Source organism: Terriglobales bacterium (assembly GCA_035561515.1).
Classification (GTDB): Bacteria; Acidobacteriota; Terriglobia; order Terriglobales; family Acidobacteriaceae; genus DATMXP01.
The window spans coordinates 33,751-45,809 of sequence record DATMXP010000045.1 but is presented as its reverse complement, the minus strand read 5'-3'; the positions used below and the strand labels follow the sequence as shown (position 1 = coordinate 45,809).

Annotated in this window: 15 protein-coding genes; 6 read left to right on the top strand and 9 right to left on the bottom strand. The window is 56.6% G+C overall.

The features are described from left to right. Positions 1-39: 39 nt before the first annotated feature. Positions 40-1,284 carry a metallophosphoesterase gene (locus VN577_20625; GenBank protein ID HWR17246.1) on the bottom strand — a complete coding sequence of 415 codons (1,245 nt, stop codon included), beginning with the start codon at positions 1,282-1,284 and terminating at the stop codon, positions 40-42. A 301-nt stretch (positions 1,285-1,585) separates the two neighbouring features. After that, positions 1,586-2,083, bottom strand: a complete 498-nt coding sequence (locus VN577_20620; protein ID HWR17245.1) for an NUDIX domain-containing protein — start codon at positions 2,081-2,083, stop codon at positions 1,586-1,588. 204 nt (positions 2,084-2,287) lie between these two features. Here VN577_20620 and VN577_20615 point away from each other — a divergent pair, with 204 nt between their 5' ends. Both VN577_20615 and VN577_20610 read left to right on the top strand, forming a co-directional pair. Next, positions 2,288-3,208, top strand: coding sequence for a patatin-like phospholipase family protein (locus tag VN577_20615; protein ID HWR17244.1), 921 nt, complete (start codon positions 2,288-2,290; stop codon positions 3,206-3,208). A 161-nt stretch (positions 3,209-3,369) separates the two neighbouring features. Continuing rightward, positions 3,370-4,059 (top strand): hypothetical protein, encoded by a 690-nt coding sequence (locus VN577_20610; GenBank protein ID HWR17243.1) that lies wholly within the window; start codon positions 3,370-3,372, stop codon positions 4,057-4,059. A gap of 43 nt (positions 4,060-4,102) precedes the next feature. Here VN577_20610 and VN577_20605 read toward each other — a convergent pair whose 3' ends face one another. After that, on the bottom strand, positions 4,103-4,855 hold the full coding sequence (locus VN577_20605) for a class I SAM-dependent methyltransferase (protein ID HWR17242.1): 753 nt from the start codon (positions 4,853-4,855) through the stop codon (positions 4,103-4,105). 41 nt (positions 4,856-4,896) lie between these two features. Further along, entirely contained in the window at positions 4,897-5,046 is a 150-nt protein-coding gene (locus tag VN577_20600) for a hypothetical protein (protein ID HWR17241.1), read from the bottom strand. Between the two features lie 81 nt (positions 5,047-5,127). Between VN577_20600 and VN577_20595 the strand changes: the two genes are divergently transcribed. Beyond that, a complete protein-coding gene (locus VN577_20595; GenBank protein HWR17240.1) occupies positions 5,128-6,318 on the top strand; it encodes a saccharopine dehydrogenase C-terminal domain-containing protein in 1,191 nt (396 codons plus the stop codon). Between the two features lie 30 nt (positions 6,319-6,348). Next, entirely contained in the window at positions 6,349-6,765 is a 417-nt protein-coding gene (locus VN577_20590) for a DoxX family protein (GenBank protein ID HWR17239.1), read from the top strand. On the opposite strand, the gene VN577_20585 is transcribed toward VN577_20590, so the two are convergent. The 4 genes from VN577_20585 to VN577_20570 form a co-directional block, all read right to left on the bottom strand. Further along, positions 6,766-7,644 carry an ABC transporter permease gene (locus tag VN577_20585; protein ID HWR17238.1) on the bottom strand — a complete coding sequence of 293 codons (879 nt, stop codon included), beginning with the start codon at positions 7,642-7,644 and terminating at the stop codon, positions 6,766-6,768. It abuts the gene before it with no gap. 118 nt (positions 7,645-7,762) lie between these two features. Then, positions 7,763-8,449 (bottom strand): cytochrome c biogenesis protein CcsA, encoded by a 687-nt coding sequence (ccsA, locus tag VN577_20580; protein ID HWR17237.1) that lies wholly within the window; start codon positions 8,447-8,449, stop codon positions 7,763-7,765. After that, on the bottom strand, positions 8,446-9,120 hold the full coding sequence (locus VN577_20575; GenBank protein ID HWR17236.1) for a heme exporter protein CcmB: 675 nt from the start codon (positions 9,118-9,120) through the stop codon (positions 8,446-8,448). The genes ccsA and VN577_20575 overlap by 4 nt, the downstream gene beginning before the upstream one ends. Next, a complete protein-coding gene (locus VN577_20570; protein HWR17235.1) occupies positions 9,117-9,794 on the bottom strand; it encodes an ABC transporter ATP-binding protein in 678 nt (225 codons plus the stop codon). Before VN577_20570 ends, VN577_20575 begins: the two co-directional genes overlap by 4 nt. A gap of 160 nt (positions 9,795-9,954) precedes the next feature. Between VN577_20570 and VN577_20565 the strand changes: the two genes are divergently transcribed. Then, on the top strand, positions 9,955-10,473 hold the full coding sequence (locus VN577_20565) for a hypothetical protein (GenBank protein HWR17234.1): 519 nt from the start codon (positions 9,955-9,957) through the stop codon (positions 10,471-10,473). A gap of 48 nt (positions 10,474-10,521) precedes the next feature. After that, positions 10,522-11,511 (top strand): alpha/beta hydrolase, encoded by a 990-nt coding sequence (locus VN577_20560; GenBank protein ID HWR17233.1) that lies wholly within the window; start codon positions 10,522-10,524, stop codon positions 11,509-11,511. Between the two features lie 57 nt (positions 11,512-11,568). Here VN577_20560 and VN577_20555 read toward each other — a convergent pair whose 3' ends face one another. Next, complete coding sequence (locus VN577_20555; GenBank protein ID HWR17232.1) at positions 11,569-12,018, bottom strand: cytochrome c maturation protein CcmE; 450 nt, start codon at positions 12,016-12,018, stop codon at positions 11,569-11,571. Between the last annotated feature and the right edge of the window lie 41 nt (positions 12,019-12,059).

Sequence of the window (12,059 nt, the reverse complement as noted above, 5' to 3'; positions counted from 1 at the left end):
ACTACTAGCAAACTGCTCTAACGCCGCAATTTCTGCGGCTCAAACGCTTCTCAGCGTCAGAAGCGTGATCTCCGGTTCCACACCCAGCCGCGCCGGTAAGGCGAAGGTTCCAAGCCCGCGATTCACATACAGAAATGACCGCTTCAGGTTGGATGCAACAGAGCTGCCGGACAGAGGTAAATCGAACAGACCCGCGGGGAAGTCGGTAATAAAACGTGCCGGAGTGATGTTCTTGTCGAGAATCTCGAATTTCACCTGTCCTCCGTGTGTATGACCGGCCAGGCTCAGTTCGATTCCCATCTCCGCCGCGCGGTTGAAGCTGTTGGGATTGTGGGAGAGCAGAATGTTCGGCATGTCTCGCCGCACGAGAGAATTGGCGTCGTAGAGCATCGGCATTTTGGGACCGGCGACCATCTGGTCGCGCTGATAGTCCACGCCGATCAAGTTGAACTTTGCTCCATTGAATTCGATCTGACGGTTTTCCTGCCGGAGCAGGGTCATGCCGTGCTGCTGGAACAATGCCTGCGAGCGTTCTTCGGCCTTCGCGTAAATCTCGTGATTGCCGTTGCATCCCCAGATGCCCAAAGGCGCCTTGAGCCGACTCAGTTCCGCGATGCAATGGTCGAGCGGATCGTGTTCGTTGGAAACAAAGTCACCGGTGATAACGGCGATGTGCCCACGGAGGTTATTTGCCATGTCCACGGCGCGCCGGAGTTCGTCGATGGGCATGTAATCGCCGGCATGGATGTCGCTCATCTGGACAATGCGAAGGCCGTCTAAGCCCTTTGGCAGATCCTGGAGCGGGACGTTCACCTCACGGACCCGGAAGCGAAAACGTTCCGAGGCGAAGCCGTAGATACCCGCCACCAAGGGGATGGCGGCCGCCGTCCGGGCCGCGTAACGGAAGAAAGCTCTGCGGTTGTGATCGGCAGGCCCAGACGGCTTGGTGCGCGTCAGAAGATCTTTCGATTTGAACCAGGCCGTCTCGATCAGCCTGACCAGTCCGAACAACAGGAAAGCGAAAAGTGAGGTGAACAGCCAGAGCTGAGTAAGAGCCGTGACGTCCTGCAGAACCCCGACGCGCGGCAGCCAGTAGCGGCCAACGACACGCTCGGAAAAGCTGAGTATCACCAGCGTGAGGGCCGCAACGACCAGCCCTCGCAGAACTCGGCGCTTCCAGGGGACGCACCGTTCGGTGGCCCTCCAAAGGGATTTGAACCAGAACCTCTGGGAAAGATAGGAAAGTACAAAAACCAGAATGACGATGAGTAACCTAAGGATCATGTGTAAAGACCGCTGCTACAAAGATGAGAACAGCAGTGCCTAAGTCGCAGATACGTAAGAGCTAAAAGGGAAGTTCAGTCGGCGAAAGCGCCCTAAAAACAGAAGCGGCGCGCGCCGAAGAAGATGTGGGGTGAGGATGGCAACGACGCGCGCCTTATTTAATTGAACTTATCTTAGGGTTAATTGCATCCACTGTCAATACGAAAAGTGAAATAAATCTTTGGGAATCAGTAAGTTACGACGGTAACCACGATCGATATTTTGATGAAAGCGCAAGTGCATCCGTCACAATTGCGTGTGATTATTCCGGATTTGGGTCGGCCGCCTTGGCAGCCTTCGCACCGCCCGGTGCAAAACGATCCTCGAGTTCTGGGTGCCCGAGTACCCATTCGGCTGCGAGCCGTGCAACATCGCGTTCGCCCGGATACGACAGTTCCTTGCCGGCATCTTCCAGAGGGATCCACAGGGCCCGCCGAACTTCTTTCTTCATTTCCGGCGAGATATTGCCCAGTTTGCCGGCTTTGTAGGCCAGGAGGTAGAAGCTGACGATCTTGAACACCCGCTGGTGATCGCCCCAACTGCGAATGTAGTAATACTTGATGTCCTTGAGTTTTTCGATCGTTTCAGCGATAACGCCGGTCTCTTCGTGAACCTCGCGCAGAGCGGTCTGTTCGGCGGTTTCCCCGGCATCTACCGCGCCTTTCGGCAGGGCAAGCGTCGATTCGCGAGGGCTCGGCTTGGCTGCTGGGCTGCGGCGTCCTTGCGGCTCAATGGCTGCGACCCACCATCGGTGCTTCATTCGCCGGACCACGACTCCTCCGGCTGAAAATTCTCGAATCATGCCCGAAATCCCGCGTTTTCCGCAACACTGGCACATTTTGGCGCCAAACGCTGGCGCTGTTTGGGTACCAAAGTGATGCAGTGCTGAAACATTCCAGTGGAGCACAGCATCCTAACGTATTGTAATTCGCCGTATAAAGAGGGATGTGGGGTCCCGGCGACCTTGAACAAGATAGGTAAAGTCGCACGTGGCATCGGAGCATTTGCCCGGCAGTTCGGTCATACACGCCAAAGCCCTATCCAGCCAACACAACCAACGAAAGAACCGTCGATTGGCCTCGCGCTGGGAGGCGGCTTTGCCCGGGGTTTGTCCCATATTGGCGTACTCAAGGTTTTGGAGCAGGAAGGCATTCCGGTCAGGTTCGTGGCCGGCACCAGCGTCGGCTCGGTGATTGGCGCCGCATATTGCAGCGGCATTTCGGCGAAAGAACTGGAAGAGATCGCGGCGCTCGTTCGGTTCAAGCATTTTGCGCGGTGGACAATTTCGCGATTGGGAATCGCGACCAACGACCGGATGTCGGGCTTCCTGCGAAAAATGCTGAAGGTTCACACGTTTGAGGAATTGAAGATTCCGCTCGCCGTGACTGCAACGGATTTCGTGACGGGAGATGCGGTTGTTTTCCGCTCCGGCGATCTCATTGAACCCGTTCGCGCCAGTTGCGCCTATCCGGGCATGTTCCTACCGGTGAACATCGATGGCCGGCTCTTGATCGACGGCTTGCTCGGACACGCCGTACCCACCGTGCCGCTGCGGGAGATGGGCGCCGATCGAGTGATTGGGGTCTACCTGAGCGCGCATTGGGTGAACTTGAGCGGCCCTCGCCACGTGTTCGACGTCATCGGGCAATGCTTCTCCATCGCACAGCAAAAGATGTGCGGGCTATGGGAATCGGCCGCCGATGTGATTATTACGCCCGATGTGCGCGGGTTCAGCTACGACGGCTTCGAGCGCGCGCCAGAACTGATCGCCGCCGGAGAGAAAGTTGCACGCGCGGCACTGCCGCAAATTGAATCATGGTTGGCAAAACCGAAAGAAGCAAAGGTCAAACTTCCGGCAGGCGTGATTGCGCCCGTGCATCCATAGCCCGGATCGCACTGCTACAAAAATAGCACTCACATATTTGTTGTGTTGCGCCCACTGCCTGCTATACTTCGCGCACTTTCTTTTCCCCCTGAAACACTTCTATACCGGCTTCATGGGTCAGGTAAGGTTCGCAAAATCAAAAGCGATAACTGGAGGAGTCGGTGAAATCAATCAAATACGTGTGCTTGGCCGTTCTGCTCAGCACAGTCATGCTGGCCCAGGCGCCCGCAAGCAAACCCGCCGCTAACACAGATGTCTACCATGTCCACTTTACAAAAGCCGCACTGGGAAAAGCCGCTGAGTTGGGTCGTGCACTGGCGACTGTCGACTCAAGCGCGCCCATGCCGGGCCACTTTATTGTTCTTCGCCACCAGGAAGGCGATGAATGGGATTACGTCGTTATCGAGCACCTTGGAACCAAGGCGACTGTAGATGCCTCGCCTAGCACCACTCCGCCTTCGGTTCGCGACCTGAGCGCATGGCATGGCGACACATTTGTCGCCGGGCCCTCGTGGAAGGACTTCACCCGGGAAATGGGTATCGGCGAAAACGCTTCGAAGACTGCCAATGCCGTTTACATCGTGAGCACGTATCGCGCGGCACCAGGACACCGCGATCAACTGGAGAAGACTCTGTCGCCTGTAGCAGGCGGAAAAATTGAGACCGGGAATGTGATGATGCAACATCTCGAGGGCGGTCCATGGAATTTCCTGACGCTTACGAGATACAACTCCTGGCAGGATCTAGCCTCAGATCGCTCGGCACCCTCGAACGCGGATGGATGGAATCAAACCCGAGAAAACGCCACATTCCACCGGGATACGATCGCTGATCGCGTCTTCCCTAAGTAATCTGATGGGAACCCACCTTGTCCCCCACGGCAGGGTGGGTTTGCTACTGACATCGAAAGAATCGCCGCCCGCCCTCTTTCTCGATTCCCAGATCTTTTTCGGCATCAAACGATTCGATGTGACTGAATCCGTTTGCGAGTGCTGCGTTCTCTACCTCGGTTCGCGAATGGCAGGTCTGTGAAAAAGAAAAATCTTCACGTTTCCATGAAGTACCGTTCTTCCGGAACAACGTAATGTCGTTGCGGGCAAGTCTCGCATCAGCATTGAAGCTGGCCCGAACAATCCACGAAACGTCCTCGTGCACTTCACCAAAGGAGCCGCGCCACTTTGCCGCGTACTGTTCCTCCATGCTCAGATCGAAGAGCAAAATACCATGAGGCTTGAGCGCAGCTTTGGCATTCTGAAGAATGAGTCGAAGTTCGTTCGCGTCATGCGCATGAGCGAGACTGTTGAAACTCGAGAGCACTGCGTCGAAGACAGGGGCTGCGGAAAAGCATTTCGCATCGGCAACGAAAAACTTCGCTTGTGGCGCGTTCGCGCGGGCGATCTTGGCCATTTCCGGTGAGCCATCGAGGCCGACTACCCGATAACCCCTCGCCGACAACTCCCGTGCCATCTCCCCTGATCCGCAGCACAGGTCCAGAACTGCGCCGCCTCGGGGAATTTTGGAGAGTAGCAGCTTCTCGATGGCGAGAAATGCTTTACGGTAGAAATGTCCGGCGATATCGCGGTGGTAAACGGCAGCAAAGGGATCGTAGGCCCTGGCCGGACTGGATGGGGTTCCTGGATTGGACATTGTCCAGTTAAAGATGAATCGGAGCGGTGGCAGGTTTGTTATCAACCCATGGCAAGTTCGTCGGGCGATTCGAGCGGCGTGCCGCAGACTCTGCAGATCACAGCGGAGCAGTCACCGCAAATCAACGGATCGCTGACTTCACGCTCGCACTTCGGGCAATACAGCACCACATGGATTCGTTCTTCCGGCATGGATCGATTGTACGCAATTAGACTTTCCGCAGCGGACAATAGAGAATGTCTGCTTCTAATTCTCGTGCGAACGGACTTGATATGAAGCTCTTAGTAATCGGTTCCGGGATGATGGGCTCTGCAGCTGCTTATGACATGGCGCGCAACCCCGACGTCAGGTCGGTGACTCTGGCCGATACAGATCACAAGCGTGCGAAAGAGGCGGCTGCTCGCCTGAATAAGCTCATCGGCAGCAAGAGAATTGCGGCCGAGAAAGTCGACGCTTCCAGTGAACGCGCAGCGTACAAACTGATGCGCGGTCACGATGCGTGCCTGTCGGCGGTCCCGTATTTCTATAACCTGGGACTTGCGAAGGCCGCTATCAGCGCCAAGTGCCACTTCGCTGACCTCGGCGGAAACAATGTCGTCGTTCGCAAAACGCTCGAATTGTCCCGCAAGGGAGAAAAGGCCGGCGTTGCTCTTGCTCCGGACTGCGGACTCTCCCCAGGTATGGCTTCGATTCTGGCCGGAGAACTGATGCGGCGGATCGGTGGTCGCGCGGAAGCTCTGAAAATTTACGTCGGCGGATTACCTGAGAACCCGAAGCCTCCGTTCAATTACCAATTGGTTTTTTCCGTGGAAGGATTGATCAACGAGTACTGCGAGCCGGCCAACGTTCTTCGCAAAGGAAAAATTCAGAAGATTGAGCCTCTCAGCGAACTCGAGACCTTCCGAATTAAAGGGCTTCCGCCGCTGGATGCCTTCCACACTTCGGGCGGAACCTCCACGCTGCCCGAGACCTTCGCCGGAAAAGTCGGCGAATGCTTCGAGAAGACGCTCCGCTACAAGGGACATTTCGAACTGATCCGCGGACTTTACGATCTAGGCATGTTCTCGAGCGAAAAGCGAAAGATCAACGGCGTCGAGATGTCACCACGTGTGATGACGACATCGTTGTTCCTGGAGAAATTTGCCGGGAAAGACCCCGATTTGACGGTGATGCGCGTGGAAGCACATTCCGAACAGAAGCACAGCCTGTTTCGGCGGAACAAGGAGCCGCAACGAGTTTTGAGTTTCACGCTCGTGGATCGCTTTGACCCGGCGACTCAGATGACCTCCATGATGCGCACGACTGCCTGGCCTGCGGCGGTAGTGGTGCAAATGATGGCGTCTGGCATGATAGAAAAACGCGGTGCGCTCTTGCAGGAGCGTGACGTTTCGGCCGAGGCATTCCTGGCCGCAATGGCCGAACGTGGCATTGAAATTCAATACCGCGAAGCATTCGTGGAGTAGTTTTACGATTACTTAATGGGAGGCCGTTTGTTGAATCTGCAATTTTTGGATCGGCTCCAACCGCTGGGGCTTCTTGTGCTCCGCGTCGTTCTCGGTGCCATCATGATCGGGCACGGATATGGGAAGGTCTTCGGTGGATTGTCGAGGCACGTGGGGAATGTGGCCGCGATGGGAATGCCCGGTTGGCTAGGCTATCTTTCTGCCGGAGCCGAGTTTGTAGGCGGCATGTTGCTGGTCGCGGGATTGCTTACGCGATTTGCGGCTGTTGCCGTATGCATCAACATGCTGGTTGCAGTTTTCAAGGTTCACTGGAAGCAGGGATTGCTGGGCGGTTACGAGTTCCCACTTGCTCTCGCCGCCATGGCTTTCGCGCTCATCTTTATGGGCGCAGGCTCGATCTCCATTGACTGGGTAATCGGAGGAAGTCGCGGTTCATCTCGTCGTTGATCAAAGTCCTGCCTCGATCCTCGCTCGAGGATCGAGGTAATCCCGCAGAGCATCTCCAATAAAGTTGAAGGACAGAACCGCAAGCATGACGGCGACCGCGGGGAAGAGCACAAGGTGCGGCGCATCGAAGAGGTGTGATCGCCCGTCATTCAACATGGTGCCCCAACTTGCGGTTGGCGGCGGTACTCCGAGTCCCAGGAAACTCATGGTCGCTTCCGCGAGGATCGCGCCGGCCATGCCAATGGCAGCCTGTACGATAACCGGCTGGATCATGTTGGGAAGAATGTGCCTGCCGAGAACCCACAGATCGCTTGCGCCAAGCGCCCGCGCCGCTTCCACAAATTCGCGCTCGCGGACGGCCAGCACTTGCGCGCGCACCAAACGCGCATAGCCGACCCATCCTCCCAGAATTAGAGCGAAGATCAGGTTGAACAGGCCCGGCCCGAGAAATGCAACGAAGGCGATGGCGAGCAGGAAGCCGGGGAACGATAGGAAGGCATTCATCACGATGACGTTGACGAAGCGGTCGAGCCTTCCGCCGTAGTATCCGGCGAGCGAGCCGATGATCAGGCCGAGCAGTAGAGATCCAGAGACGACACCGATTCCGACGAGCATCGAGAGGCGCGCGCCGTAGATGATGCGCGAGAGGATGTCGCGCCCGAGCTCGTCGGTCCCAAACCAATGATGCGCCGAGGGCTTCATCAATCGGGATGGCAAATCAATGAAGGCGGGATCCTGTGGAGCGATCCATGGCGCAAACAGCGCGAAACAAACAAAGATGAAGATAAATACGAGCCCTGCCGCAGCGAGCGGATTGAATGTTGCCGCGCGAAATACCTGCGATCTGATCGATGCGTTCGGCGTGACGGCGCTCGACATATAGACTAACGCTCCAGGTCGCGAAGATCGTCTTCCACCTTGCGGAAGCCTCTCACGAGTATGGCGATGTACACGATGTGTACTGCCCACGTAACGATATAAGCCGCATACAAGAATTTCATCGGGCACTCCCCAGCGCTTTCATCGCATGTGCTTCCTCCACTCTCTGTCGCACTCGCTCCAGCGTGTACCGTAACCAGATCACGAGGAATCCAAACGCGGCGAATGCGGCGAAGTTGATCAGCAGCGCCTTCAGCATCATGGGATCGATGCCGGAGTTCTCACCCCCACCAATCACGGGTTGCGGATGCTGGGTGCGGAACCAACGGATCGCCATATATACGAAGATGACGTCGATGAATCCAAATACAGCCAGTGACGCTGCGAGGACCGGGTTGGGGCCGCCGACCGAATAGCGCCGCAGGATCAGATAACTCACGTAAATGAGCCACAGCACAAGAGTTGAAGTGAGGCGCGCATCCCAGGTCCACCAGATGCCCCACACCGGCCGGGCCCAGATCGGCCCCGTCAGCAGGACGATGGTGCAGAAGACAACGCCGACTTCAGCGGTAGAAACGGCTACCGCATCCACCCTGGCGCTACGGGTTTTCAGGTAAATCAGGGACGCCACAAAGTTAGCGATAAAGCACAGAAATCCGACCCATGCCGACGGGACGTGGTAGTAGAAGATTCGTTGGACGTGCCCCATGGTGGCTTCCGTCGGAGCGCCCACGAGCGCTTCGTACAGTCCCCACGACAACAGCGCAAGCGTGACAAGAGCGAAGACTACGAACTTGGTTTTCATTCAGCTTGTAGCACCGTCTCGAACAGAAGAAGCCCGAGTAATGTAAACACGATATCGTAAACCGCCAAAAATACGAGCGACAGGTACGGTGACGATTCACCGGTGAGCGTTACCGTGGTTGCACTCACCATGGCCAACAACGCAGGAATCGAGACCGGAAAAAGTATTAACGGCAACAGCACTTCTCGGCTGCGAGTCCGAAGTGAGATCGCCCCGAAGAATGTTCCGTTTACCACCAACGCCCAGTTGCCCAGAATGCTTGCGATCACCAGGTAGTACCACGGGCCCACACTGCGCAGGTTGTAGAACACGATGAAAAGAGGCGTGATCAGCAGTTCCAGTACCGAAACGAATATGAAGTTGCCAAGAACCTTCGCGAGGAAGAGTGACTCGAGCGGCGCTGGTGCGATCCGGTAAACGTCAAGAACCTGGTTCCTTAACTCGCGAGCCCAGGTCTGGTTGAGAGCTACCACGGTCGCAAACAACAATGCGACCCAGATCAGTCCACCTGCTATACGCCTCGACTCCTCGGCCGATAGCTCGAACGAGAAGCTGAAGATCACCACCACTAACAGCGCGAAGAACAACATCGAGTTGATGGCGTCTTTCGACCGCCACTCGAGCCGGAGGTCTTTACCAAGGCTGTTGCGCAGAGTTGTAGCAAACGTCACGAAGGCACCTCGGCTCGCATCACTCGACGGGAAACAATCTCACCGGCGTTCATGAATACAGCTTCGTCGGCCACGTGCTCGAGCAGTCCCGGTTGGTGTGTCACCAGCAAGATGATGGTGCCCGCATCGCGCATTTCACCCAGCAGACGAACCATTTCCTGTGCCGATTGCGCGTCCACATTCGAGAACGGTTCATCCAGGAGCAAGAGCTTCGGATGATGCAGGATTGCCCGTGCGAGAGAAATTCTCTGGCGCATTCCCTGCGAGTACTGTCCAACGCGCCGCGGCAGGGTGGGATCAAGGCCTACCCTGCGGATGATGTCCTCGCAAGCGGCGGAGTCGGTGATTCCATACAGACGTGCGAAGTACTTGATATTCTCCATGCCGCTCAACTCGTCGTAGAGCATGGACGCATGTGCCATGTATCCGAACTGCGGTGCGACTTCACGAATGTTTTTCGAGCCCAGAACCAGTAACTCGCCCCGTGTGGGCCGAATCAGGCCAGCGATCACTCGCAGCAACGTGCTCTTTCCCGCGCCGTTCTCGCCCAGGATGAGATAGAGCTTCGAGCCGCTGAACTCAGCGGTGACGTTGCGCAGCGCCGCAAAACGACCGTAAAGCCTCGCGACATTGGCCAGCGAGACAACGCGCTCTGAGTTGATCGATGAAGTCACGATAAGAAGTTCCTGACTATTGTAGCGGAGAGTTGAATCAGGACCGGTGCACTTTCAGGCGAACCCTTCACCGCATCCAAAACGCCCATCCACAGCATAAAACGAATTTATGTATCGAACCCGGAACCGCGATCATCTTGGTTCAGCACGGAGGCGCAGCATGGTTCTCGGCATATCGCTCTCGGCCTTCACACTCCTGCATGTTGTCATCAGTCTTGCAGGGATCGCCTCAGGCTTCGTCGTTGTCTACGGGCTATTCAACAGCAAACGGCTTCCCGGATGGACCGCGATCTTCCTGAGCACCACTGTTCTAACCAGCCTCACCGGATACCTGTTTTCCGCGGAAAAGATTCTCCCCTCGCACATTGTCGGCGCTATCTCGTTCGTGGTTCTCCTCATCGCCCTGTTCGCGCTCTATGCAAAACATCTAGCGGGACGTTGGCGATGGATTTACATCGTGACCGGCATGACCGCTCTATACCTGAACTGCTTCGTCGCCGTGGTACAGGCCTTCGCGAAGATTCCTTCCCTGAAGGCGCTGGCGCCGAAGCAGACGGAGCCTCCGTTTGCAATCGCGCAGTTCCTGGTGCTTGCGGTCTTCATTGCCATCGGCATTCGCGCCGTTAAGAAATTTCACATTTCCCCTATTATCGCGACCCGCGCGGCACGGGCGAGCTAAAGCTACACATAAATCAATCGCACCCACAGCCTGAAAGGAGATTCACCAATGGCTGCTGCAAAAAAACCTATTCTGGAGCCCACCACACAAGCGTTCCTTGACACTCTCGCGAGTCAGGGAGGCAAGCCGATTTACCAGCTTTCGTACGCCGACGCCCGAAGCGTGCTCGAAGGCGCACAGTCCGGGCCGGTTGAGAAACTTCCGGCCGAGATCGATGACCGCACATTCCCTGTAGGTCCGGCCGGGGAAGTGTCTGTCCGAATCTACAGTCCCATCGGAAGTGTTGGACCTCTGCCGGTGGTGATGTACTTCCACGGAGGCGGATGGATTCTTGGGAGCAAGCACACGCACGATCGACTGCTGCGCGACCTCACCAACGCAACGCAAGCCGCATTCGTGTTCGTGAACTACACTCCGTCACCCGAAGCGCAGTTCCCGGTTCCGATCGAGCAGGCGTATGCGGCCACGAAGTACGTTGCTGAGCATGGGGCCGAACTTGGGCTTGATTCCTCGCGTTTAGCCGTTGCCGGTGACAGCGTGGGCGGCAACATGACCGCGGCTGTCACGTTGCTCGCGAAAGAGCGCGGCGGACCGGAGATCCAGTACCAGGTGATGCTCTATCCCGTCACCGATGCTTCCATGTCCACTGAGTCGTATCGCCAGTTCGCGGACGGGCCATGGCTGACTGCCAATGCCATGGCATGGTTCTGGGATGCGTATGCCCCCAACCCGGAGGACCGCAAGAAAATCACCGCCTCTCCGATTCTTGCCACCACCGAACAACTCAAAGGATTGCCACCAGCACTGCTCATCACCGACGAAAACGACGTGCTTCGCGACGAAGGAGAAGGGTACGCGCGCAAGCTGATCGAGGCGGGAGTCGAAACAACCGTGATTCGCGCGCTTGCTACGATTCACGATTTCGCCCTGCTGAACGCGATCTCGGAAACTCCAGCGACCAGGGTTGCGATCTCAGTGGCGGCGCAGAAATTGTCGGAAGCGCTCTCGAGCGAGAGCACCAGAGAAGCTGCTGCATAACGCGACCACCAAACGGAAAGCCCGGGACCACGTCCCGGGCTCCTCCACAATTTTTGCCTATTGGGTTTTTTGCGAAGTCTGTACCGGGCTTGCCGGAGCACCTTGCTGTTGTTGCTGCTCCTGGGGAGCGTATTTCGATGCGCACTTGGCCTGGAGTTGCTTGGCATGGAAGACGCCGTCGCGCCCGTAGCTGCCTTCGGCGAGTGCCTGTGAGGAATCCTTGAACGTATCCGGAGGAACTTCCGTCCCCGTATAAACAACGGGCAGCGTGCGTCCTTCTTCCTCGAGGAGGAATTCGACCCTGGATCCTTGCCGTTTGATGGAACCCGGCTTTACGTTGCCGGCGACGCGCAGCCTCTTGCTGTGCGCGCTGTCGTCCATGGTGTTCAATTCCTTGATAGTGACGTAATAGCTCTTGCTCTCCTGCACGCCGGTGTAGGCGAGATAGCCGAGGGAGAGAATAATGACGGCGGACACAAGACCGAAGCGGATATATCGGTTGCTCATTCGAGGTACCTACTAAATTGTACTCGCACAATAGGTTGGGT

What these genes read in the sequence shown, in the direction of transcription:
- VN577_20625 (HWR17246.1), bottom strand. Translation starts at nt 1,284, where the DNA reads ATGATCCTTAGGTTACTCATCGTCATTCTGGTTTTTGTACTTTCCTAT.
- VN577_20620 (HWR17245.1), bottom strand. Translation starts at nt 2,083, where the DNA reads ATGAAGCACCGATGGTGGGTCGCAGCCATTGAGCCGCAAGGACGCCGC.
- VN577_20605 (HWR17242.1), bottom strand. Translation starts at nt 4,855, where the DNA reads ATGTCCAATCCAGGAACCCCATCCAGTCCGGCCAGGGCCTACGATCCC.
- VN577_20600 (HWR17241.1), bottom strand. Translation starts at nt 5,046, where the DNA reads ATGCCGGAAGAACGAATCCATGTGGTGCTGTATTGCCCGAAGTGCGAG.
- VN577_20595 (HWR17240.1), top strand. Translation starts at nt 5,128, where the DNA reads ATGAAGCTCTTAGTAATCGGTTCCGGGATGATGGGCTCTGCAGCTGCT.
- VN577_20585 (HWR17238.1), bottom strand. Translation starts at nt 7,644, where the DNA reads ATGTCGAGCGCCGTCACGCCGAACGCATCGATCAGATCGCAGGTATTT.
- ccsA (HWR17237.1), bottom strand. Translation starts at nt 8,449, where the DNA reads ATGAAAACCAAGTTCGTAGTCTTCGCTCTTGTCACGCTTGCGCTGTTG.
- VN577_20565 (HWR17234.1), top strand. Translation starts at nt 9,955, where the DNA reads ATGGTTCTCGGCATATCGCTCTCGGCCTTCACACTCCTGCATGTTGTC.
- VN577_20560 (HWR17233.1), top strand. Translation starts at nt 10,522, where the DNA reads ATGGCTGCTGCAAAAAAACCTATTCTGGAGCCCACCACACAAGCGTTC.
- VN577_20555 (HWR17232.1), bottom strand. Translation starts at nt 12,018, where the DNA reads ATGAGCAACCGATATATCCGCTTCGGTCTTGTGTCCGCCGTCATTATT.